Annotated in this window: 23 protein-coding genes; 20 read left to right on the top strand and 3 right to left on the bottom strand. The window is 51.9% G+C overall.

Annotated features, from left to right (window positions below; genetic code table 11):
- Nucleotides 1-6 precede the first annotated feature (6 nt).
- Nucleotides 7-3,192: a ribonuclease E gene (gene rne / locus C1P89_RS09915; RefSeq protein ID WP_000827423.1), complete on the bottom strand. Its 3,186-nt coding sequence runs from the start codon at nt 3,190-3,192 to the stop codon at nt 7-9.
- A gap of 572 nt (nt 3,193-3,764) precedes the next feature.
- On the opposite strand from rne, the gene rluC reads away from it, so the two are divergent.
- Nucleotides 3,765-4,724, top strand: a complete 960-nt coding sequence (gene rluC, locus C1P89_RS09910; RefSeq protein WP_000846333.1) for a 23S rRNA pseudouridine(955/2504/2580) synthase RluC — start codon at nt 3,765-3,767, stop codon at nt 4,722-4,724.
- A 111-nt stretch (nt 4,725-4,835) separates the two neighbouring features.
- Here rluC and yceF read toward each other — a convergent pair whose 3' ends face one another.
- Nucleotides 4,836-5,420: a 7-methyl-GTP pyrophosphatase gene (gene yceF, locus C1P89_RS09905; protein ID WP_005139988.1), complete on the bottom strand. Its 585-nt coding sequence runs from the start codon at nt 5,418-5,420 to the stop codon at nt 4,836-4,838.
- Between the two features lie 198 nt (nt 5,421-5,618).
- On the opposite strand from yceF, the gene yceD reads away from it, so the two are divergent.
- The 14 genes from yceD to ptsG all read left to right on the top strand — a co-directional run bounded on the left by yceD (nt 5,619) and on the right by ptsG (nt 18,127).
- Nucleotides 5,619-6,140: a 23S rRNA accumulation protein YceD gene (gene yceD / locus C1P89_RS09900; RefSeq protein ID WP_001174482.1), complete on the top strand. Its 522-nt coding sequence runs from the start codon at nt 5,619-5,621 to the stop codon at nt 6,138-6,140.
- 51 nt (nt 6,141-6,191) lie between these two features.
- Nucleotides 6,192-6,365, top strand: coding sequence for a 50S ribosomal protein L32 (gene rpmF / locus C1P89_RS09895; protein ID WP_000290727.1), 174 nt, complete (start codon nt 6,192-6,194; stop codon nt 6,363-6,365).
- An 80-nt stretch (nt 6,366-6,445) separates the two neighbouring features.
- Nucleotides 6,446-7,516, top strand: a complete 1,071-nt coding sequence (gene plsX / locus C1P89_RS09890; protein ID WP_000197578.1) for a phosphate acyltransferase PlsX — start codon at nt 6,446-6,448, stop codon at nt 7,514-7,516.
- A 67-nt stretch (nt 7,517-7,583) separates the two neighbouring features.
- Entirely contained in the window at nt 7,584-8,537 is a 954-nt protein-coding gene (gene fabH / locus C1P89_RS09885; protein WP_000288132.1) for a beta-ketoacyl-ACP synthase III, read from the top strand.
- Between the two features lie 15 nt (nt 8,538-8,552).
- The gene (fabD, locus tag C1P89_RS09880) at nt 8,553-9,482 is read left to right on the top strand and encodes an ACP S-malonyltransferase (RefSeq protein WP_000191382.1); all 930 of its coding nucleotides are present in this window, start codon (nt 8,553-8,555) and stop codon (nt 9,480-9,482) included.
- A 12-nt stretch (nt 9,483-9,494) separates the two neighbouring features.
- Nucleotides 9,495-10,229, top strand: a complete 735-nt coding sequence (fabG, locus tag C1P89_RS09875) for a 3-oxoacyl-ACP reductase FabG (RefSeq protein ID WP_001008535.1) — start codon at nt 9,495-9,497, stop codon at nt 10,227-10,229.
- A gap of 210 nt (nt 10,230-10,439) precedes the next feature.
- A complete protein-coding gene (acpP, locus tag C1P89_RS09870; protein WP_000103754.1) occupies nt 10,440-10,676 on the top strand; it encodes an acyl carrier protein in 237 nt (78 codons plus the stop codon).
- An 87-nt stretch (nt 10,677-10,763) separates the two neighbouring features.
- Nucleotides 10,764-12,005 (top strand): beta-ketoacyl-ACP synthase II, encoded by a 1,242-nt coding sequence (fabF, locus tag C1P89_RS09865; protein ID WP_000044674.1) that lies wholly within the window; start codon nt 10,764-10,766, stop codon nt 12,003-12,005.
- A gap of 119 nt (nt 12,006-12,124) precedes the next feature.
- On the top strand, nt 12,125-12,934 hold the full coding sequence (pabC, locus tag C1P89_RS09860) for an aminodeoxychorismate lyase (protein WP_000478674.1): 810 nt from the start codon (nt 12,125-12,127) through the stop codon (nt 12,932-12,934).
- 2 nt (nt 12,935-12,936) lie between these two features.
- Nucleotides 12,937-13,959, top strand: coding sequence for a cell division protein YceG (yceG, locus tag C1P89_RS09855; protein WP_000756838.1), 1,023 nt, complete (start codon nt 12,937-12,939; stop codon nt 13,957-13,959).
- On the top strand, nt 13,949-14,590 hold the full coding sequence (gene tmk / locus C1P89_RS09850; protein WP_001257000.1) for a dTMP kinase: 642 nt from the start codon (nt 13,949-13,951) through the stop codon (nt 14,588-14,590). Before yceG ends, tmk begins: the two co-directional genes overlap by 11 nt.
- Entirely contained in the window at nt 14,587-15,591 is a 1,005-nt protein-coding gene (gene holB / locus C1P89_RS09845; protein WP_001267945.1) for a DNA polymerase III subunit delta', read from the top strand. The genes tmk and holB overlap by 4 nt, the downstream gene beginning before the upstream one ends.
- A gap of 10 nt (nt 15,592-15,601) precedes the next feature.
- Nucleotides 15,602-16,399: a metal-dependent hydrolase gene (locus C1P89_RS09840; protein ID WP_000480245.1), complete on the top strand. Its 798-nt coding sequence runs from the start codon at nt 15,602-15,604 to the stop codon at nt 16,397-16,399.
- Between the two features lie 294 nt (nt 16,400-16,693).
- Nucleotides 16,694-18,127 (top strand): PTS glucose transporter subunit IIBC, encoded by a 1,434-nt coding sequence (gene ptsG, locus C1P89_RS09835; protein ID WP_000475719.1) that lies wholly within the window; start codon nt 16,694-16,696, stop codon nt 18,125-18,127.
- 59 nt (nt 18,128-18,186) lie between these two features.
- On the opposite strand, the gene fhuE is transcribed toward ptsG, so the two are convergent.
- Complete coding sequence (gene fhuE / locus C1P89_RS09830; protein WP_000953430.1) at nt 18,187-20,376, bottom strand: ferric-rhodotorulic acid/ferric-coprogen receptor FhuE; 2,190 nt, start codon at nt 20,374-20,376, stop codon at nt 18,187-18,189.
- Between the two features lie 333 nt (nt 20,377-20,709).
- On the opposite strand from fhuE, the gene hinT reads away from it, so the two are divergent.
- From hinT to nagZ, 5 genes are read left to right on the top strand one after another with little or no spacing between them, the layout of a single operon-like run.
- Nucleotides 20,710-21,069: a purine nucleoside phosphoramidase gene (gene hinT, locus C1P89_RS09825; protein ID WP_000807125.1), complete on the top strand. Its 360-nt coding sequence runs from the start codon at nt 20,710-20,712 to the stop codon at nt 21,067-21,069.
- A gap of 2 nt (nt 21,070-21,071) precedes the next feature.
- Nucleotides 21,072-21,449 (top strand): YcfL family putative periplasmic lipoprotein, encoded by a 378-nt coding sequence (locus C1P89_RS09820; protein WP_001225279.1) that lies wholly within the window; start codon nt 21,072-21,074, stop codon nt 21,447-21,449.
- Between the two features lie 13 nt (nt 21,450-21,462).
- The gene (gene lpoB, locus C1P89_RS09815; RefSeq protein ID WP_000164439.1) at nt 21,463-22,104 is read left to right on the top strand and encodes a penicillin-binding protein activator LpoB; all 642 of its coding nucleotides are present in this window, start codon (nt 21,463-21,465) and stop codon (nt 22,102-22,104) included.
- Nucleotides 22,085-22,909 carry a thiamine kinase gene (gene thiK / locus C1P89_RS09810; protein ID WP_001116578.1) on the top strand — a complete coding sequence of 275 codons (825 nt, stop codon included), beginning with the start codon at nt 22,085-22,087 and terminating at the stop codon, nt 22,907-22,909. The genes lpoB and thiK overlap by 20 nt, the downstream gene beginning before the upstream one ends.
- 10 nt (nt 22,910-22,919) lie before the next feature.
- A complete protein-coding gene (nagZ, locus tag C1P89_RS09805) occupies nt 22,920-23,945 on the top strand; it encodes a beta-N-acetylhexosaminidase (protein ID WP_000529303.1) in 1,026 nt (341 codons plus the stop codon).
- Nucleotides 23,946-23,955: the final 10 nt, after the last annotated feature.

Raw genomic sequence — 23,955 nt, 5'->3', positions numbered from 1 at the left:
TAATTATTACTCAACAGGTTGCGGACGCGCAGGAGCGGCAGAGGCATGATGTGTTGCCGTATGACCACCTGCGGCACCTTTACCTTCGAAGGCAAAAGTAGGGCGCTGCCAGTCACTGTGACGCGGTGCATCCGGAACATATTCCGGTGCCGGAGCGCGCGTCATCGGCACCGTAGCGTGGTTATGCTCAACGGTGACCTCAGGTTCAACCGCAGCTACCGTTTCAACTTCTGCTGCGACTTCAGCGACGACTGGCGCGGCAGGTTGAGCAACAACTTCAGGTTCAGCAACCACAACCTCAGCAGTTTCGGCAACTTCTTCAATATCTGCCGTCTCTTCCTGCGGTTCAACCACCGGTTCTGCGTGTTCTGCAACTTCCTGGGCTACGGCAACATCAGACTCGGTAATCACCTGCGGCTGTTCAGTTACTGCGGCGGCAATCACTTCAGGATGCGTCGTTTCAACCACTTCCGGTTGCGGTTCGGCAATCTGAACGGGGGCTTCTACAACTTCAGCCACTTCTTCAACAACCGGTGCGCTAACAACAGGTTCGACAGCGGCGGCGACAGGGACCCCAGTCACCATCGGCTGCACTTGTACTTCTTCCTGTTCGCGCTGCTCTTCAACTTGTACATCTTGCGGACGTACAATTGGATAGCGGATCCAGACTTTGCCAGAGGCCAGTTCCGGAGACGCGCACGCTACGGTCAACGGCATTGGCGACTGGGTTGGATAACGCTCGTCACGATAGCGACGACGACGCTGACCACTCACGCGCAGGTGACGAGGCGAGCGGCGAGAACGACGCGGCATGCCACCGTTGTCACGGTTATCAGCATTGTTCTCTTCTTGCTGTTCTGGTGCAGTTTGCGCTACGACTGGCAGCGGGACTTTCACCAGTTCTGTGCGTGGAGCTGGAGCTTCCTGAACAATTGGTTCGGCAGCGGCAGTTTCTTCAACCACCGGTGCGACTACCGCTTCTTCGGCTACGCTTTGCTCGTAACGCACTTTCTGATTGAGCTGACGCTGTTTACGACGCGGCTGAACCGGACGTACACGTTCTTCCTGTTCGGTTTCCTGAACAGATTGCTCTTCAACATTCAGCGCCTTCGCTTCTTGTTGCGCCTGACGTTTATCATCGTTACGGCGGCGGCTACGTTCACGACGCGGCGCTTGCTGCTCGTCGGTGGTACGTGCTTTTTCCGTTACCTCAGCCTGCTGACGGCTCTCACGCGTCTCGGCAGTCTGCTGCTGTGCCTGGCGACGATTACGACGGTTTTCTTCGCGATTATCGCTGCCTTCAGTACGTTCACTACGGGTGTCGCGGCGCTCATTACGGTCACGGCGGTTGCTCTGACGAGGTTTGCGACGATCCTGTTGACGTTCCGGTTTCGCTTCTGCTTTCGGTGTTGGTTGCTCGGTCGGTTTGGCTTCTTCACCACCGCTGAACAGCGCTTTCAGTGCGCCGAAGAAGCGGCTTAACAGCCCAGGTTGTGCAGGAGCTGCTGGTGTTGCCGTTGCAGCTTTCGGTGCTGGGGCTACGACAGTCGCGGCAGGTTCAGCTGGGGTTGGCGCTGGCGGCACATCCGGCATGGCAAAGGTTGCCAGTGCAGGTTGTTCAGGACGCTTACGTTCAGCGAACTCTTCTTCAGACGGCAGCGCCATCGCTTCTTCATGCAGCTTCGGCAGCATGTAGCTTAAGGTCGGCGTTTCTTCCCCTTTGCGCACGCGCAACACGTGGTAGTGCGGGGTTTCCATCTGATCGTTTGGCACAATCACGCAGCGAACACCGTCCTGACGCGTTTCAATCGCATTCACCGCAGAACGTTTTTCATTCAGCAGATAAGAAGCGATTGGCACAGGAACAATGGCGTGAACTTCCTGGGTGTTCTCTTTCAGCGCTTCTTCTTCGATCAAACGCAGAATAGAGAGCGACAGCGATTCGTTGTCACGCACGGTACCGGTACCGGAGCAGCGCGGGCAGACGTGATGGCTGGATTCACCCAGTGATGGGCTCAGGCGCTGGCGGGACATTTCCAGCAGGCCAAAGCGAGAAATATGGCTGATTTGAATACGCGCACGGTCCTGACGCACCGCTTCACGCAGACGGTTTTCTACCGCACGCTGGTGGCGTACAGGCGTCATGTCGATGAAGTCGATAACAATCAGGCCGCCGAGGTCACGCAGGCGCAGCTGACGAGCAATCTCATCGGCAGCTTCGAGGTTGGTGTTAAACGCGGTTTCTTCGATATCGCCGCCGCGGGTCGCGCGTGCGGAGTTGATGTCGATGGCCGTTAACGCTTCGGTGCTGTCGATAACAATCGAACCACCGGACGGCAGACGGACTTCACGCTGGAAGGCGGACTCGATCTGCGACTCAATCTGGTAGTGGCTGAACAGCGGGATCTCGCCGGTATACAGTTTGATTTTGCTGCTGAAATCCGGGCGACCTAATGCAGCGATATGCTGACGTGCCAGTTCGAGCACTTTCGGGTTATCGATAAGGATTTCGCCGATGTCCTGACGTAAGTAATCGCGGAATGCGCGAACGATTACGTTGCTCTCCTGATGAATCAGGAACGGAGCCGGGCGGCTTTCAGCGGCTTTTTTGATGGCTTCCCAGTGTTTCAGGCGGAAGCTTAAATCCCATTGCAGCGCCTCAGCAGATTTGCCTACGCCAGCGGTGCGCACGATAAGCCCCATGCCTTCCGGCAGTTCAAGGCTTGCCAGTGCTTCTTTTAATTCGGTACGGTCATCGCCTTCGATACGGCGAGAAATGCCACCTGCGCGCGGGTTATTTGGCATCAGAACCAGATAGCTACCCGCCAGACTGATAAAGGTGGTTAATGCCGCGCCTTTGTTGCCGCGCTCTTCTTTATCGATCTGAACAATGACTTCCTGACCTTCACGCAACACATCTTTAATGTTGGGACGACCATGAGCACTGTAGTTAGCAGGGAAATATTCGCGGGCAATTTCTTTTAGTGGGAGGAAACCGTGACGTTCAGCGCCGTAATCAACAAAAGCAGCTTCCAGACTCGGTTCAATGCGGGTGATTTTACCTTTGTAGATGTTTGCCTTTTTCTGCTCGTGCCCTGGACTTTCGATATCCAGGTCATAAAGACGCTGCCCATCTACAAGGGCAACGCGCAACTCTTCCTGCTGAGTTGCGTTGATTAACATTCTTTTCATCGTAACTTACTCATTATTCTTACATTGACGACTAAGCTGCGGGCAAAGTAACGCCTTTCCGGGTGTGAACCGATGGCCTCGTGTCTAGTCGCGTCGCCAACCTCACGGTTATCGTCAGCTCAAAGAGGCGCAGAGTGTCGGTTGCCCGTTTTTCATGCGGAAAAACAGCGCAATTATCAAAGAAACAGACTGGGTATTACTCTCCAGAAATATTTCCATCTACCGGTAAGGACTGCAACCCGCAGCCCGCTAACTGCCTGAAAGATCAATACGTCTTACGCCATTGCTGCGTGGATGATCGGTCGGGCAAAATGGGTTATTCCGTAAAATTTCTTGTTTTAACAAGGATGGACACGGAAACGGCCTCATTATTCCACTGCAAGCCTTGTTATAGCAAGATGACTTTTACCATTTATCACCCGCTTACTCACAGTTTTTTCACTTCTTGCTGGTGATTGGTTTAATAACCATCAATAAAGTGATCACGTAGTGAAGTAATAAGGTGCAAAACTAAATATAAGCATAGAAAAATGAGTGGCGCGAATCCTGTTGGCTAATTAGAATCGCCCACCATGAAAACAGAGACTCCATCCGTAAAAATTGTTGCTATCACCGCTGACGAAGCGGGGCAACGTATCGATAACTTTTTGCGTACCCAATTGAAAGGCGTACCAAAAAGTATGATTTACCGTATTTTGCGTAAAGGCGAAGTGCGGGTGAACAAAAAACGTATTAAGCCTGAATATAAACTCGAAGCGGGTGATGAGGTGCGTATCCCACCGGTTCGCGTTGCTGAGCGGGAAGAAGAGGCGGTTTCGCCACATCTGCAAAAGGTGGCGGCGCTGGCGGACGTCATCTTATATGAAGATGATCATATCCTGGTGCTGAATAAACCTTCCGGTACGGCGGTACATGGCGGCAGTGGTTTAAGCTTCGGCGTTATCGAAGGTTTGCGGGCGTTGCGCCCGGAAGCGCGGTTCCTTGAACTGGTTCATCGTCTCGACCGGGACACTTCAGGTGTGTTGCTGATAGCGAAAAAACGCTCGGCGTTGCGTTCTCTGCATGAGCAATTACGTGAAAAAGGAATGCAAAAAGATTACCTGGCGCTGGTGCGCGGTCAGTGGCAGTCGCATGTGAAGAGCGTTCAAGCGCCGTTATTGAAAAATATTCTGCAAAGCGGCGAACGTATCGTGCGTGTCAGTCAGGAAGGCAAACCGTCGGAAACACGCTTTAAAGTGGAAGAACGCTATGCATTTGCCACCCTGGTGCGTTGTAGCCCGGTAACCGGACGTACTCATCAGATCCGTGTGCATACACAGTATGCGGGTCATCCGATTGCCTTTGACGATCGCTACGGTGACCGTGAATTTGACAGACAGCTCACTGAAGCAGGCACGGGATTAAATCGTCTGTTCCTGCACGCCGCAGCGTTGAAGTTTACCCATCCGGGGACCGGTGAGGTGATGCGTATCGAAGCGCCGATGGATGAAGGTTTGAAGCGTTGTTTGCAAAAGCTGCGTAACGCGCGCTAATACAAGCATATAAGCCTGATAATGGGCGGTTGGCCTGATAAGGCGTTTACGCCGCATCAGGCCGCCTGCACCGATTGCCGGATGCGACGTAACCGCATCCAGCGCAAACAACTATCCCATCAGCGGGTTTTTCCCTTCCCGACGTAACATCTGACACAGCGCGATTAGCGGTAAACCAACCAGCGTGTTAGGGTCACGTCCCTCTAAACGCTCAAACAGCGTAATGCCAAATCCTTCACTCTTAAAGCTACCCGCGCAGTGCAGGGGATGCTCCTTACGCACGTAATTATCAATCTCCGCCTCGCTCAGGTGACGGAAATGGACGTCAAAAGGCTCCACTTCTGTTTGTAGATGCCCATTCGCCGAATTAAACAACGCCAGTCCAGTATAGAAGGTGACGATATTGCCGCTGGCTTTGCGTAATTGCAGACAGGCATTTTCTTCCGTTAACGGTTTACCGGTGATTTCGCCATCAAGAACACATACCTGGTCTGAACCAATAATTAAATGATCCGGATAACGTGACGCCAGAGATTGCGCTTTTTCTTGTGCCAGTCGAAGCACCAACTGTCGCGGTGATTCGTCGCTGCGTGGGGTTTCGTCGACCTCTGGTGCTGCACATTCAAAAGAGATTTGCAGTTTTTCCAGAAGAGCGCGACGCCATGGCGAGGTGGAGGCTAAAATAAGTTTAGGCATATTTTTTTCCATCAGATATAGCGTATTGATGATAGCCATTTTAAACTATGCGCTTCGTTTTGCAGGTTGATGTTCGTTATCAGCACTGAACGAAAATAAAGCAGTAACCCGCAATGTGTGCGAATTATTGGCAAAAGGCAACCACAGGCTGCCTTTTTCTTTGACTCTATGACGTTACAAAGTTAATATGCGCGCCCTATGCAAAAGGTAAAATTACCCCTGACTCTCGATCCGGTTCGTACGGCTCAAAAACGCCTTGATTACCAGGGTATCTATACCCCTGATCAGGTTGAGCGCGTCGCCGAATCCGTAGTCAGTGTGGACAGTGATGTGGAATGCTCCATGTCGTTCGCTATCGATAACCAACGTCTCGCAGTGTTAAACGGCGATGCGAAGGTGACGGTAACGCTCGAGTGTCAGCGTTGCGGGAAGCCGTTTACTCATCAGGTCTACACAACGTATTGTTTTAGTCCTGTGCGTTCAGACGAACAGGCTGAAGCACTGCCGGAAGCGTATGAACCGATTGAGGTTAACGAATTCGGTGAAATCGATCTGCTTGCAATGGTTGAAGATGAAATCATCCTCGCCTTGCCGGTAGTTCCGGTGCATGATTCTGAACACTGTGAAGTGTCCGAAGCGGACATGGTCTTTGGTGAACTGCCTGAAGAAGTGCAAAAGCCAAACCCATTTGCCGTATTAGCCAGCTTAAAGCGTAAGTAATTGGTGCTCCCCGTTGGATCGGGGATAAACCGTAATTGAGGAGTAAGGTCCATGGCCGTACAACAGAATAAACCAACCCGTTCCAAACGTGGCATGCGTCGTTCCCATGACGCGCTGACCGCAGTCACCAGCCTGTCTGTAGACAAAACTTCTGGTGAAAAACACCTGCGTCACCACATCACTGCCGACGGTTACTACCGCGGCCGCAAGGTCATCGCTAAGTAATCACGCGTCTGCGTGATGAAGCTTAGTGAGGATTTTCCCCAGGCAACTGGGGAAAGACCAAACCGGGCGGCGACGATACCTTGACACGTCTAACCCTGGCGTTAGATGTCATGGGAGGGGATTTTGGCCCTTCCGTGACAGTGCCTGCAGCATTGCAGGCACTGAATTCTAATTCGCAACTCACTCTTCTTTTAGTCGGCAATCCCGACGCCATCACGCCATTACTTGCTAAAGCTGACTTTGAACAACGTTCGCGTCTGCAGATTATTCCTGCGCAGTCAGTTATCGCCAGTGATGCCCGGCCTTCGCAAGCTATCCGCGCCAGTCGTGGGAGTTCAATGCGCGTGGCCCTGGAGCTGGTGAAAGAAGGTCGAGCGCAAGCCTGTGTCAGTGCCGGTAATACCGGGGCACTGATGGGGCTGGCAAAATTATTACTCAAGCCCCTGGAGGGGATTGAGCGTCCGGCGCTGGTGACGGTATTACCACATCAGCAAAAGGGCAAAACGGTGGTCCTTGACTTAGGGGCCAACGTCGATTGTGACAGTACAATGTTGGTGCAATTTGCCATTATGGGCTCAGTTCTGGCTGAAGAGGTGGTGGAAATTCCCAATCCTCGCGTGGCGTTGCTCAATATTGGTGAAGAAGAAGTAAAGGGTCTCGACAGTATTCGGGATGCCTCAGCGGTGCTTAAAACAATCCCTTCTATCAATTATATCGGCTATCTTGAAGCCAATGAGTTGTTAACTGGCAAGACAGATGTGCTGGTTTGTGACGGCTTTACAGGAAATGTCACATTAAAGACGATGGAAGGTGTTGTCAGGATGTTCCTTTCTCTGCTGAAATCTCAGGGTGAAGGGAAAAAACGGTCGTGGTGGCTACTGTTATTAAAGCGTTGGCTACAAAAGAGCCTGACGAGGCGATTCAGTCACCTCAACCCCGACCAGTATAACGGCGCCTGTCTGTTAGGATTGCGCGGCACGGTGATAAAAAGTCATGGTGCAGCCAATCAGCGAGCTTTTGCGGTCGCGATTGAACAGGCAGTGCAGGCGGTGCAGCGACAAGTTCCTCAGCGAATTGCCGCTCGCCTGGAATCTGTATACCCAGCTGGTTTTGAGCTGCTGGACGGTGGCAAAAGCGGAACTCTGCGGTAGCAGGACGCTGCCAGCGAACTCGCAGTTTGCAAGTGACGGTATATAACCGAAAAGTGACTGAGCGTACATGTATACGAAGATTATTGGTACTGGCAGCTATCTGCCCGAACAAGTGCGGACAAACGCCGATTTGGAAAAAATGGTGGACACCTCTGACGAGTGGATTGTCACTCGTACCGGTATCCGCGAACGCCACATTGCCGCGCCAAACGAAACCGTTTCAACCATGGGCTTTGAAGCGGCGACACGCGCAATTGAGATGGCGGGCATTGAGAAAGACCAGATTGGCCTGATCGTTGTGGCAACGACTTCTGCTACGCACGCTTTCCCGAGCGCAGCTTGTCAGATTCAAAGCATGCTGGGCATTAAAGGTTGCCCGGCATTTGACGTTGCAGCAGCCTGCGCAGGTTTCACCTATGCATTAAGCGTAGCCGATCAATACGTGAAATCTGGGGCGGTGAAGTATGCTCTGGTCGTCGGTTCCGATGTACTGGCGCGCACCTGCGATCCAACCGATCGTGGGACTATTATTATTTTTGGCGATGGCGCGGGCGCTGCGGTGCTGGCTGCCTCTGAAGAGCCGGGAATCATCTCCACCCATCTGCATGCCGACGGTAGCTATGGTGAGTTGCTGACGCTGCCTAATGCTGACCGTGTGAATCCAGAGAATTCAATTCATCTGACGATGGCGGGCAACGAAGTCTTCAAGGTTGCGGTAACGGAACTGGCGCACATCGTTGATGAGACGCTGGCGGCAAATAATCTTGACCGTTCTCAACTGGACTGGCTGGTTCCGCATCAGGCTAACCTGCGTATTATCAGTGCAACGGCGAAAAAACTCGGTATGTCTATGGACAATGTCGTGGTGACGCTGGATCGCCACGGTAATACCTCTGCGGCCTCTGTCCCGTGCGCGCTGGATGAAGCTGTACGCGACGGGCGCATTAAGCCGGGGCAGTTGGTTCTGCTTGAAGCCTTTGGCGGTGGATTCACCTGGGGCTCCGCGCTGGTTCGTTTCTAGGATAAGGATTAAAACATGACGCAATTTGCATTTGTGTTCCCTGGACAGGGTTCTCAAACCGTTGGAATGCTGGCTGATATGGCGGCGAGCTATCCAATTGTCGAAGAAACGTTTGCTGAAGCTTCTGCGGCGCTGGGCTACGACCTGTGGGCGCTGACCCAGCAGGGGCCAGCTGAAGAACTGAATAAAACCTGGCAAACCCAGCCAGCGCTGTTGACTGCCTCTGTTGCGCTGTACCGCGTATGGCAGCAGCAGGGCGGTAAAGCACCGGCAATGATGGCCGGTCACAGCCTGGGGGAATATTCCGCGCTGGTTTGCGCTGGTGTGATTGATTTCGCTGATGCGGTGCGTCTGGTTGAGATGCGCGGCAAGCTCATGCAAGAAGCCGTACCGGAAGGTACGGGCGCTATGGCGGCAATCATCGGTCTGGATGATGCGTCTATTGCGAAAGCGTGTGAAGAAGCTGCAGCAGGTCAGGTCGTTTCTCCGGTAAACTTTAACTCTCCGGGACAGGTGGTTATTGCCGGTCATAAAGAAGCGGTTGAGCGTGCTGGCGCTGCCTGTAAAGCTGCGGGCGCAAAACGTGCTCTGCCGTTACCAGTGAGCGTACCGTCTCACTGTGCGCTGATGAAACCAGCAGCCGACAAACTGGCAGTAGAATTAGCGAAAATCACCTTTAACGCACCAACAGTTTCTGTTGTGAATAACGTTGATGTGAAATGCGAAACCAATGGTGATGCCATCCGTGACGCACTGGTACGTCAGTTGTATAACCCGGTTCAGTGGACGAAGTCTGTTGAGTACATGGCAGCGCAAGGCGTAGAACATCTCTATGAAGTCGGCCCGGGCAAGGTGCTTACTGGCCTGACGAAACGCATTGTCGACACCCTGACCGCCTCGGCGCTGAACGAACCTTCAGCGATGGCAGCGGCGCTTGAGCTTTAAAAGAGGAAAATCATGAATTTTGAAGGAAAAATCGCACTGGTAACCGGTGCAAGCCGCGGAATTGGCCGCGCAATTGCTGAAACGCTCGCAGCCCGTGGCGCGAAAGTTATTGGCACTGCGACCAGTGAAAATGGCGCTCAGGCGATCAGCGATTATTTAGGTGCCAACGGCAAAGGTCTGATGTTGAATGTGACCGACCCGGCATCTATCGAATCTGTTCTGGAAAAAATTCGCGCAGAATTTGGTGAAGTGGATATCCTGGTCAATAATGCCGGTATCACTCGTGATAACCTGTTAATGCGAATGAAAGATGAAGAGTGGAACGATATTATCGAAACCAACCTTTCATCTGTTTTCCGTCTGTCAAAAGCGGTAATGCGCGCTATGATGAAAAAGCGTCATGGTCGTATTATCACTATCGGTTCTGTGGTTGGTACCATGGGAAATGGCGGTCAGGCCAACTACGCTGCGGCGAAAGCGGGCTTGATCGGCTTCAGTAAATCACTGGCGCGCGAAGTTGCGTCACGCGGTATTACTGTAAACGTTGTTGCTCCGGGCTTTATTGAAACGGACATGACACGTGCGCTGAGCGATGACCAGCGTGCGGGTATCCTGGCGCAGGTTCCTGCGGGTCGCCTCGGCGGCGCACAGGAAATCGCCAACGCGGTTGCATTCCTGGCATCCGACGAAGCAGCTTACATCACGGGTGAAACTTTGCATGTGAACGGCGGGATGTACATGGTCTGACCGCGATTTGCACAAAATGCTCATGTTGCGCGCAGTCTGCGTGGTTATGAGTAATAATTAGTGCAAAATGATTTGCGTTATTGGGGGGTAAGGCCTCAAAATAACGTAAAATCGTGGTAAGACCTGCCGGGATTTAGTTGCAAATTTTTCAACATTTTATACACTACGAAAACCATCGCGAAAGCGAGTTTTGATAGGAAATTTAAGAGTATGAGCACTATCGAAGAACGCGTTAAGAAAATTATCGGCGAACAGCTGGGCGTTAAGCAGGAAGAAGTTACCAACAATGCTTCTTTCGTTGAAGACCTGGGCGCGGATTCTCTTGACACCGTTGAGCTGGTAATGGCTCTGGAAGAAGAGTTTGATACTGAGATTCCGGACGAAGAAGCTGAGAAAATCACCACCGTTCAGGCTGCCATTGATTACATCAACGGCCACCAGGCGTAAGTGAACATCTCCAGGCGGTCGTTCGACCGCCTGAGTTTTATCTTTTTGTCCCACTAGAATCATTTTTTCCCTCCCTGGAGGACAAACGTGTCTAAGCGTCGTGTAGTTGTGACCGGACTGGGCATGTTGTCTCCTGTCGGCAATACCGTAGAGTCTACCTGGAAAGCTCTGCTTGCCGGTCAGAGTGGCATCAGCCTAATCGACCATTTCGATACTAGCGCCTATGCAACGAAATTTGCTGGCTTAGTAAAGGATTTTAACTGTGAGGACATTATCTCGCGCAAAGAACAGCGCAAGATGGATGCCTTCATTCAATATGGAATTGTCGCTGGCGTTCAGGCCATGCAGGATTCTGGCCTTGATATAACGGAAGAGAACGCAACCCGCATTGGTGCCGCAATTGGCTCCGGGATTGGCGGCCTCGGACTGATCGAAGAAAACCACACATCTCTGATGAACGGTGGTCCACGTAAGATCAGCCCATTCTTCGTTCCGTCAACGATTGTGAACATGGTGGCAGGTCATCTGACTATCATGTATGGCCTGCGTGGCCCAAGCATCTCTATCGCGACCGCCTGTACTTCCGGCGTGCACAACATTGGCCATGCTGCGCGTATTATCGCGTATGGCGATGCTGACGTGATGGTTGCAGGTGGCGCAGAGAAAGCCAGTACGCCGCTGGGTGTTGGTGGTTTTGGCGCGGCACGTGCATTATCTACCCGCAATGATAACCCGCAAGCGGCGAGCCGCCCGTGGGATAAAGAGCGTGATGGCTTCGTACTGGGCGATGGTGCCGGTATGCTGGTACTTGAAGAGTACGAACACGCGAAAAAACGCGGTGCGAAAATTTACGCTGAACTCGTCGGCTTTGGTATGAGCAGCGATGCTTATCATATGACGTCACCGCCAGAAAATGGCGCAGGCGCAGCTCTGGCGATGGCAAATGCTCTGCGTGATGCAGGCATTGAAGCGAGTCAGATTGGCTACGTTAACGCGCACGGTACTTCTACGCCGGCTGGCGATAAAGCTGAAGCGCAGGCGGTGAAAACCATCTTCGGTGAAGCTGCAAGCCGTGTGTTGGTAAGCTCCACGAAATCTATGACCGGTCACCTGTTAGGTGCGGCGGGTGCAGTAGAATCTATCTACTCCATCCTGGCGCTGCGCGATCAGGCTGTTCCGCCAACCATCAACCTGGATAACCCGGATGAAGGTTGCGATCTGGATTTCGTACCGCATGAAGCACGTCAGGTCAGCGGAATGGAATACACGCTGTGTAACTCCTTCGGCTTCGGTGGCACTAATGGTTCTTTGATCTTTAAAAAGATCTAAGTTGTCATTTCCCACCCATATAAAAGGTCCGCTTGCGGGCCTTTTTTCTTAGCTTTTATTCCGACTTGTTCCGTAGTGAACATGCTGCCACACTAACAATTCTCTGATAAGGAGCCGGTATGTTCTTAATTAACGGTCATAAGCAGGAATCGCTGGCAGTAAGCGATCGGGCAACGCAGTTTGGTGATGGTTGTTTTACCACCGCCAGAGTTATCGACGGTAAAGTCAGTTTGTTATCGGCGCATATCCAGCGACTACAGGATGCTTGTCAGCGGTTGATGATTTTCTGTGACTTCTGGCCTCAGCTTGAACAAGAGATGAAAACGCTGGCAGCAGAACAGCAAAATGGTGTGCTGAAAGTCGTGATCAGTCGCGGTAGTGGCGGGCGAGGGTACAGCACATTGAACAGTGGACCGGCAACGCGGATTCTCTCCGTTACGGTTTATCCTGCACATTACGACCGTTTGCGTAACGAAGGGATGACGTTGGCGCTAAGCCCGGTGCGGCTGGGGCGCAATCCTCATCTTGCAGGTATTAAACATCTTAATCGGCTTGAGCAAGTATTGATCCGCTCTCATCTTGAGCAGACAAACGCTGATGAGGCGCTGGTCCTTGACAGCGAAGGGTGGGTTACGGAATGCTGTGCGGCTAATTTGTTCTGGCGGAAGGGCAATGTAGTTTATACGCCGCGTCTGGATCAGGCAGGTGTTAACGGCATTATGCGACAATTCTGTATCCGTTTGCTGGCACAATCCTCTTATCAGCTTGTCGAAGTGCAAGCCTCTCTGGAAGAGGCGTTGCAGGCAGATGAGATGGTTATTTGTAATGCGTTAATGCCAGTGATGCCCGTACGTGCCTGTGGCGATGTCTCCTTTTCGTCAGCAACGTTATATGAATATTTAGCCCCACTTTGTGAGCGCCCGAATTAGTCATGAAAAAAGTGTTATTGATTATCTTGTTATTGCTGGTGGTACTGGGTATCGCCGCTGGTGTGGGCGTCTGGAAGGTTCGCCATCTTGCCGACAGCAAATTGCTTATCAAAGAAGAGACGATATTTACCCTGAAGCCAGGGACCGGACGTCTGGCGCTTGGTGAACAGCTTTATGCCGATAAGATCATCAATCGCCCACGGGTTTTTCAATGGTTGCTGCGTATCGAACCGGATCTTTCTCACTTTAAAGCCGGGACTTACCGCTTTACACCGCAGATGACCGTGCGCGAGATGCTGAAATTGCTGGAAAGCGGTAAAGAAGCACAGTTCCCGCTGCGACTGGTAGAAGGGATGCGTCTGAGCGACTACCTCAAGCAATTGCGTGAGGCTCCGTATATCAAGCACACGCTGAGTGACGATAAGTACGCCACCGTAGCGCAGGCACTTGAACTGGAAAACCCGGAGTGGATTGAAGGTTGGTTCTGGCCAGACACCTGGATGTATACCGCCAATACCACCGATGTCGCGTTACTCAAGCGAGCGCACAAGAAAATGGTGAAAGCGGTCGATAGCGCCTGGGAAGGGCGTGCGGACGGTCTGCCTTATAAAGATAAAAATCAGCTGGTGACGATGGCATCAATTATCGAAAAAGAAACCGCCGTTGCCAGTGAACGCGATCAGGTTGCCTCGGTATTTATCAACCGTTTACGCATTGGTATGCGCCTGCAGACCGACCCAACCGTGATTTACGGGATGGGAGAGCGTTATAATGGCAAACTTTCTCGTGCAGACCTGGAAACGCCGACAGCGTATAACACCTATACCATTACCGGTTTGCCGCCGGGTGCGATAGCTACGCCGGGGGCGGATTCGCTGAAGGCTGCTGCGCATCCGGCAAAAACGCCGTATCTCTATTTTGTGGCCGATGGTAAAGGTGGTCACACGTTTAATACCAATCTTGCCAGCCATAACAAGTCTGTGCAGGATTATCTGAAAGTGCTTAAGGAAAAAAATGCGCAGTAAGTATATCGTCATTGAGGGGCTGGAAGGCGCAGGCAAAACTACCGCGCGTAATGTGGTGGTTGAGACGCTTGAGCAACTGGGTATCCGCGACATGGTTTTCACTCGGGAACCTGGCGGTACGCAACTTGCCGAAAAGTTAAGAAGCCTGGTGCTGGATATCAAATCGGTAGGCGATGAAGTCATTACCGATAAAGCCGAAGTTCTGATGTTTTATGCCGCGCGCGTTCAACTGGTAGAAACGGTCATCAAACCAGCTCTGGCTAACGGCACCTGGGTGATTGGCGATCGCCACGATCTCTCCACTCAGGCGTATCAGGGCGGAGGACGTGGTATTGACCAACATATGCTGGCAACACTGCGTGATGCTGTTCTCGGGGATTTTCGCCCCGACTTAACGCTCTATCTCGATGTTACCCCGGAAGTTGGCTTAAAACGCGCGCGTGCGCGCGGCGAGCTGGATCGTATTGAGCAAGAGTCTTTCGATTTCTTTAATCGCACCCGCGCCCGCTATCTGGAACTGGCTGCACAAGATAAAAGTATTCATACCATTGATGCCACCCAGCCGCTGGAGGCCGTGATGGATGCAATCCGCACTACCGTGACCCACTGGGTGAAGGAGTTGGACGCATGAGATGGTATCCATGGTTACGACCTGATTTCGAAAAACTGGTAGCCAGCTATCAGGCCGGAAGAGGTCACCATGCGCTACTCATTCAGGCGTTACCGGGCATGGGCGATGATGCTTTAATCTACGCCCTGAGCCGTTATTTACTCTGCCAACAACCGCAGGGCCACAAAAGTTGCGGTCACTGTCGTGGATGTCAGTTGATGCAGGCTGGCACGCATCCCGATTACTACACCCTGGCTCCCGAAAAAGGGAAAAATACGCTGGGCATTGATGCAGTACGTGAGGTCACCGAAAAGCTGAATGAGCACGCACGCCTAGGTGGTGCGAAAGTTGTCTGGGTAACCGATGCTGCCTTACTGACCGACGCCGCGGCTAACGCATTGCTGAAAACGCTTGAAGAGCCACCAGCAGAAACCTGGTTTTTCCTGGCTACCCGCGAGCCTGAACGTTTACTGGCAACATTACGTAGTCGTTGTCGGTTACATTACCTTGCGCCGCCGCCGGAACAGTACGCCGTGACCTGGCTTTCACGCGAAGTGACAATGTCACAGGATGCATTACTTGCCGCATTGCGCTTAAGCGCCGGTTCGCCTGGCGCGGCACTGGCGTTGTTTCAGGGAGATAACTGGCAGGCTCGTGAAACATTGTGTCAGGCATTGGCATATAGCGTGCCATCGGGCGACTGGTATTCGCTGCTGGCGGCCCTTAATCATGAACAAGCTCCGGCGCGTTTACACTGGCTGGCAACGTTGCTGATGGATGCGCTAAAACGCCATCATGGTGCTGCGCAGGTGACCAATGTTGATGTGCCGGGCCTTGTCGTCGAACTGGCAAACCATCTTTCTCCCTCGCGCCTGCAGGCTATACTGGGGGATGTTTGCCACATTCGTGAACAGTTAATGTCTGTCACAGGCATCAACCGCGAGCTTCTCATCACCGATCTTTTACTGCGTATTGAGCATTACCTGCAACCGGGCGTTGTGCTACCGGTTCCTCATCTTTAAGAGAGACATCATGTTTTTAGTCGACTCACACTGCCATCTCGATGGTCTGGATTATGAATCTTTGCATAAGGACGTGGATGACGTTCTGGCGAAAGCCGCCGCACGCGATGTGAAATTTTGTCTGGCAGTCGCCACAACATTACCGGGTTATTTACATATGCGGGATCTGGTAGGCGAACGTGACAACGTCGTATTTTCTTGTGGCGTGCATCCACTCAACCAGAATGATCCCTACGATGTAGAAGATTTACGCCGTCTGGCGGCAGAAGAGGGTGTTGTAGCGCTGGGTGAAACCGGGCTGGATTATTATTACACACCGGAAACTAAAGTTCGTCAGCAAGAGTCCTTCATCCATCATATCCAGATTGGTCGTGAACTGAACAAGCCGGTTATCGTCCATACCCGTGACGCCCGCGCCGATACGCTGGCAATTCTGCGCGAAGAAAAAGTGACGGATTGCGGTGGCGTACTACACTGTTTTACAGAGGACAGAGAAACGGCGGGTAAATTACTGGATCTCGGATTTTACATCTCCTTTTCCGGCATTGTGACCTTCCGTAATGCGGAGCAACTTCGAGATGCTGCGCGTTATGTCCCCCTGGATCGGTTACTGGTGGAAACTGACTCACCTTACCTTGCGCCGGTACCGCATCGAGGAAAAGAGAATCAACCTGCGATGGTTCGTGACGTTGCAGAATACATGGCTGTGTTGAAAGGTGTTGCCGTTGAAGAACTGGCGCAGGTAACCACCGATAACTTCGCCCGTCTGTTTCACATCGACGCTTCCCGCCTTCAATCCATCCGTTGAATGAGTTTTTTTAAAGCTCGTAATTAATGGCTAAAACGAGTAAAGTTCACCGCCGAAAATTGGGCGGTGAATAACCACGTTTGAAATATTGTGACATATGTTTTGTCAAAATGTGCAACTTCTCCAATGATCTGAAGTTGAAACGTGATAGCCGTCAAACAAATCGGCACTGAATTATTTTACTCTGTGTAATAAATAAAGGGCGCTTAGATGCCCTGTACACGGCGAGGCTCTCCCCCCTTGCCACGCGTGAGAACGTAAAAAAAGCACCCATACTCAGGAGCACTCTCAATTATGTTTAAGAATGCATTTGCTAACCTGCAAAAGGTCGGTAAATCGCTGATGCTGCCGGTATCCGTACTGCCTATCGCAGGTATTCTGCTGGGCGTCGGTTCCGCGAATTTCAGCTGGCTGCCCGCCGTTGTATCGCATGTTATGGCAGAAGCAGGCGGTTCCGTCTTTGCAAACATGCCACTGATTTTTGCGATCGGTGTCGCCCTCGGCTTTACCAATAACGATGGCGTATCCGCGCTGGCCGCAGTTGTTGCCTATGGCATCATGGTTAAAACCATGGCCGTGGTTGCGCCACTGGTACTGCATTTACCTGCTGAAGAAATCGCCTCTAAACACCTGGCGGATACTGGCGTACTCGGAGGGATTATCTCCGGTGCGATCGCAGCGTACATGTTTAACCGTTTCTACCGTATTAAGCTGCCTGAGTATCTTGGCTTCTTTGCCGGTAAACGCTTTGTGCCGATCATTTCTGGCCTGGCTGCCATCTTTACTGGCGTTGTGCTGTCCTTCATTTGGCCGCCGATTGGTTCTGCAATCCAGACCTTCTCTCAGTGGGCTGCTTACCAGAACCCGGTAGTTGCGTTTGGCATTTACGGTTTCATCGAACGTTGCCTGGTGCCGTTTGGTCTGCACCACATCTGGAACGTACCTTTCCAGATGCAGATTGGTGAATACACCAACGCAGCAGGTCAGGTTTTCCACGGCGACATTCCGCGTTATATGGCGGGTGACCCGACTGCGGGTAAACTGTCTGGTGGCTTCCTGTTCAAAATGTACGGTCTGCCAGCTGCCGCAATTGCTATCTGGCACTCTGCTAAACCAGAAAACCGCGCGAAAGTGGGCGGTATTATGATCTCCGCGGCGCTGACCTCGTTCCTGACCGGTATCACCGAGCCGATCGAGTTCTCCTTCATGTTCGTTGCGCCGATCCTGTACATCATCCACGCGATTCTGGCAGGCCTGGCATTCCCAATCTGTATTCTTCTGGGGATGCGTGACGGTACGTCGTTCTCGCACGGTCTGATCGACTTTATCGTTCTGTCTGGTAACAGCAGCAAACTGTGGCTGTTCCCGATCGTCGGTATCGGTTATGCGATTGTTTACTACACCATCTTCCGCGTGCTGATTAAAGCACTGGATCTGAAAACGCCGGGTCGTGAAGACGCGACTGAAGATGCAAAAGCAACAGGTACCAGCGAAATGGCACCGGCTCTGGTTGCTGCATTTGGTGGTAAAGAAAACATTACTAACCTCGACGCATGTATTACCCGTCTGCGCGTCAGCGTTGCTGATGTGTCTAAAGTGGATCAGGCTGGCCTGAAGAAACTGGGCGCAGCGGGCGTAGTGGTTGCTGGTTCTGGTGTTCAGGCGATTTTCGGTACTAAATCCGATAACCTGAAAACCGAGATGGATGAGTACATCCGTAACCACTAATCCGTAAGACGTTGGGGAGACTAAGGCCGCCAGATGGCTGCCTTTTTTACAGGTGTTATTCAGAATTGATACGTGCCGGTAATGCTGAAATTACGCGGTGCGCCGTAGACGATAGAACCTTCCATGTTGGTATCGTAGGTTTTGTCGAACAGGTTATTGACGTTCCCCTGTAACGAGAAGTTTTTCGTCACCTGGTAGCGGGTGAAGAGATCCACCAGCGCGTAGCTACCTTGCTCGGCGCGGAAGGTGCCATACGGTGTCACGGTGTCGGTATACACGCGATTTTGCCAGTTAACACCACCGCCGACTGTCAACTCTGGCATGACAGGCAACCGATAGCTGGTGAACATTTTAACCGTGGTGCGTGGCAGATTAGGATTAACGGCGTTTCCTTCGTTATCCTCTGCAATATAGCGCGTTGCGCCAAATGTCAGCTGCCAGTTGTCGGTAATTGCGCCGTTGAGTTCAAATTCCACCCCTTTACTGACTGTCCCATCCACCGCTTTATAGGCGGTTTCGCCGTTGCTGCCGGGGATAGGTGTACCGGTGGACTGAGCGACATTATCCTGCTCAATACGGAAGATGGCTAACGTGGTGGTCAGACGGCTATTCATCCAGTCCGATTTCAGACCCAGCTCGTAGTTGTTACCGGTGATTGGAGCCAGATATTTGCCTGAACTGTCACGATCATTTTGCGGCTGGAAAATAGAGGTATAGCTGGCGTAGGTCGACCAGTTGTCATTGATGTCAAACACCAGACCAGCGTAAGGCGTGGTGTGGTTTTTCTCCATGCTGTAAGTCAGCGTATCAACCCGCCAGTTGGTATAACGTGCGCCGAGGATCAGATGCAGCGGATCGGCAAGGGTGACTCGAGTAGCAGCATATAACGATTTCATATGTGTGGTATCGTCCTGTGCCAGGCTCTGTGGTGACCAGTCGGTTTGTGGGAAATTGCCATTAAAGTTGTAGAAACTGCCAATTTCATCCGGGAAGATGTTGGCCCATGAACTGAAGTAACGATTGTTTTGTTTGCTGTAACTGCCACCAAACACTAGATTGTGCTGACGACCAAACAATTCATAACTACCGTCAGCGAACAAATCCAGCGCATCAACTTTACGTTTGCCACTGTTCCAACCGGTGCCGCCGACATAATCAAAGCCAGGTCCATAATTACTGTATGGCCCAACCAGCATACCATCCGCTTTGTTTACATAGGCATCGACATACATCATTTTGCTGTCAAATTCGACTTCAGAGTGGGTGGCATTCAGTGTCGCTTGCCAGGTATCAGCAAACCGCTGCTTCAGGGTCATAAAGACCTTGTTGATCTCTTTATCGTTGTACGCCCAGTCAGGTGCGGTACTGCGTGCACGATCGTAACTGTTGCTGCTGCCATCAGTATTCCAGCGCGGTAAACCGCCCCAGGTTGGGCTATTAACATCAATGCGCTGATATTCGTAACCGGCTGAAAGCGTCGTAAGATCGCCTAAATCAGCATCGACAATGCCCGAGAAGAAGGTCTTTTCACTGTTGTAGCGGTCCAGCCATGAGTCGTTATTCTGGTAGCCGCCGACAATTCGCGCGCGGATTTTACCGTCTTCGGTGAGTGGGCTTTGTAAATCCGCCACATACCGTTCTTTGTTCCAGCTACCGTATTCCGCCGAGACATCGCCTTTAAATTCACGACTGGTCGCGTGTTTTCGAACCATATTAATTGCCGCAGATGGATTACCCGTCCCGGTCATGAGTCCTGTCGCGCCACGCACTACTTCTACGCGTTCAAAGAGTGCCATATCAGAAAGTGCGTCGCCCAGATTCCAGCGCGATTCAAAATAGGTGGGGATACCATCAACCATATAGTTATCGATCTGGAATCCACGGGAATAATAAAGAGCACGATCGGAATCCGCCTGACTTTTGCTGATCCCCAGCGTGTTTTCCATCACTTCGCCCAGCGTTTGTAACTGCTGATCTTCCATCCGCTGCTGGCTAACAATAGTGACCGACTGAGGAATATCAAGTTGAGTCATCTGCATTTTGGTACCCGCAGAGGTAGACGTTACGCTGTAATCATTTTCGCCATCATCTGGAGCTGTGGCTGAACCCTCAACAATCACCGTTTCTTCAGTGGCTGGTGCAGCAAAAGCGGCAGAAGGTAATAGTGCCAGTGCTATGCAACCGGCAAGTAGTGACGGTTTGGTGATGGCTTGATATTGATTATCCCTGTTAAATTGTGTTGAAAGCATTTGAAATCTCTTGGTTTATGTTGTCGTCAGGCTCATGCCGGAGGAGGGTGATGAGCGGTTATATTTAGTGTGCGAATAATTTTGTTTGTAAATGCAAATGAGAAATATGCGCATTCATATTTGTCGTGTAAACCAAACAGAGAATGTCTTTTCAGCGCATTCGCAGGCAGAAATGGGAATAATGGCGATATATACGGCAGCAAAACGATTTTTTGCTTAAGAAATCGTGAGTTAAGGTTGAAAGAGCAGGTTTAACTCGACCATACTCTATACTCGCAGTGTGGCGCGGCGTAGCATGGCGCAACGCATGGCTATTTGAAAAAGGAAAATGTCGTGGCAGAAGAAACTATATTCAGCAAAATTATTCGTCGTGAGATCCCCTCCGATATCGTCTACCAGGATGATCTGGTAACGGCGTTTCGCGATATTTCGCCGCAAGCGCCAACGCATATTCTGATCATTCCGAATATCCTCATTCCGACTGTGAACGACGTGTCAGCTGAGCATGAGCAGGCGCTGGGACGCATGATCACCGTAGCGGCAAAAATTGCTGAGCAAGAAGGTATTGCCGAAGATGGCTATCGTCTGATCATGAATACCAACCGCCATGGCGGACAAGAGGTTTACCACATCCATATGCACTTGTTGGGTGGCCGTCCGCTGGGACCAATGCTGGCGCATAAAGGTCTGTAACGATGAGAAAAGGATGCTTTGGGCTGGTGTCTCTGGCGTTGTTACTGCTGGTGGGCTGTCGTTCACATCCGGAAATTCCGGTGAATGATGAGCAATCGCTGGTGATGGAGTCATCTTTATTGGCTGCGGGCATCAGTGCAGAAAAGCCCGTCCTTTCGACGTCTGATATTCAACCTTCAGCATCCTCAACGCTTTATAACGAAAGGCAAGAACCCGTTACCGTTCATTATCGTTTTTACTGGTATGACGCCAGAGGGCTGGAGATGCATCCTCTGGAAAGGCCACGCAGCGTTAGCATTCCCGCACATTCGGCGGTAACGCTGTACGGCAGCGCCAATTTTCTGGGGGCGCACAAAGTCAGACTTTATCTATATTTGTAAGGGGTGAATCTTGATGACAAAAATGAGTCGCTACGCCTTGATTACCGCGCTGGCGATGTTTCTCGCCGGGTGTGTGGGGCAACGTGAACCTGCACCGGTAGAAGAAGTGAAACCAGCGCCGGAACAACCAGCCGAGCCACAACAGCCTGTCCCCACAGTGCCCTCGGTGCCGACGATCCCGCAGCAGCCAGGCCCAATTGAGCACGAAGATCAAACGGCACCGCCTGCGCCGCATATTCGCCATTATGACTGGAATGGCGCAATGCAGCCGATGGTCAGTAAGATGCTTGGGGCTGACGGGGTGACTGCGGGTAGCGTCCTGCTGGTTGATAGCGTTAACAACCGTACTAACGGTTCGCTGAATGCCGCAGAAGCGACCGAAACGCTGCGAAATGCGCTGGCTAATAACGGGAAATTTACCCTGGTTTCCGCCCAGCAGCTGTCGATGGCTAAGCAACAGTTAGGTTTGTCGCCGCAGGACAGTTTAGGTACCCGTAGTAAAGCCATAGGCATTGCCCGCAATGTCGGCGCTCATTACGTGCTGTACTCCAGCGCCTCTGGCAACGTTAACGCTCCGACCCTACAAATGCAGCTGATGCTGGTGCAGACGGGCGAAATTATCTGGTCAGGTAAAGGTGCCGTTTCGCAGCAATAATCCCATCACGCGCGACGAATTGCTGTCGCGCTTTTTCCCGCAGTTTCATCCCGTCACGACGTTTAATAGTGGGCTTAGTGGCGGTAGTTTTCTCATTGAACATCAGGGCCAGCGTTTTGTTGTGCGTCAGCCGCACGATCCTGATGCGCCGCAGTCCGCGTTCTTGCGCCAGTATCGGGCTTTATCACAACTACCCGCAAGCATTGCACCGAAGCCGCATTTATATCTCCGTGACTGGATGGTAGTCGACTATCTGCCCGGCGCGGTAAAAACGTATTTGCCGGATACCAACGAACTGGCAGGCTTGCTGTATTATCTTCATCAACAACCACGTTTTGGCTGGCGAATAACGCTGTTGCCCTTACTGGAACTGTACTGGCAGCAAAGCGATCCGGCGCGGCGGACTGTGGGTTGGCTGCGAATGTTAAAACGTCTGCGCAAAGCGCGGGAACCACGGCCTTTACGCTTAAGTCCATTGCATATGGATGTCCACGCCGGAAATTTAGTGCATAGCGCGTCAGGGTTAAAACTCATCGACTGGGAGTATGCCGGAGATGGTGATATCGCGCTGGAACTGGCGGCGGTGTGGGTGGAAAATACTGAACAGCACCGGCAATTGGTCAATGACTATGCCACTCGCGCGAAGATTTATCCGGCGCAATTATGGCGTCAGGTCAGGCGATGGTTTCCCTGGCTGCTGATGCTCAAAGCAGGGTGGTTTGAGTACCGCTGGCGACAAATCGGCGATCAACAATTTATCAGGCTGGCCGATGACACCTGGCGGCAGCTATTAATAAAACAATAAGGAGAGCAGTGTGGGTCCAGTAATGTTGGATGTCGAAGGTTACGAACTGGACGCGGAAGAGCGTGAAATACTGGCGCATCCGCTGGTGGGAGGGCTGATTCTCTTTACGCGTAACTATCATGATCCTGCCCAGTTACGTGAACTGGTGCGCCAGATCCGCGCAGCATCGCGCAATCATCTGGTGGTGGCGGTAGATCAGGAAGGTGGACGCGTGCAGCGTTTTCGCGAAGGTTTTACCCGCTTACCGGCAGCACAATCCTTTGCTGCGCTGTTGGGAATGGAAGAGGGCGGCAAACTGGCGCAAGAGGCGGGTTGGCTGATGGCCAGCGAAATGATCGCTATGGATATTGATATCAGCTTTGCGCCAGTGCTGGATGTCGGGCATATCAGCGCGGCGATTGGCGAGCGTTCTTATCATGCCGATCCACAAAAAGCCCTGGCAATTGCCAGCCGGTTTATTGATGGTATGCATGAAGCCGGAATGAAAACGACCGGGAAACACTTCCCAGGACACGGTGCAGTAACGGCAGACTCACACAAAGAAACACCGTGCGATCCACGTCCACAAGCGGAGATTCGCGCTAAAGATATGTCGGTCTTCAGTTCCTTAATCCGCGAAAATAAACTCGACGCCATTATGCCTGCGCATGTGATCTACAGTGATGTTGATCCGCGTCCGGCGAGCGGTTCTTCCTACTGGCTGAAAACCGTTTTGCGTCAGGAACTGTGTTTTGACGGTGTAATTTTCTCTGACGATTTATCGATGGAAGGTGCCGCGATTATGGGCAGTTATGCCGAACGCGGGCAGGCATCACTGGACGCAGGTTGCGATATGATCCTGGTCTGCAATAATCGTAAAGGGGCCGTCAGCGTGTTAGATAATCTGTCACCGATCAAGGCAGAACGTGTTACACGTTTGTATCATAAAGGTTCATTTTCGCGACAGGAACTGATGGACTCGGCTCGCTGGAAGGCGATCAGCACCCGTCTGAATCAGTTACATGAACGCTGGCAGGAAGAGAAAGCAGGTCACTAACCCTGGCTTA

It is taken from the genome of Shigella sonnei (assembly GCF_002950395.1).
Taxonomy (GTDB): Bacteria; Pseudomonadota; Gammaproteobacteria; order Enterobacterales; family Enterobacteriaceae; genus ECMA0423.
Note: the sequence above shows the minus strand (reverse complement) of the source record. Positions and strands in the feature narration are given on the sequence as shown.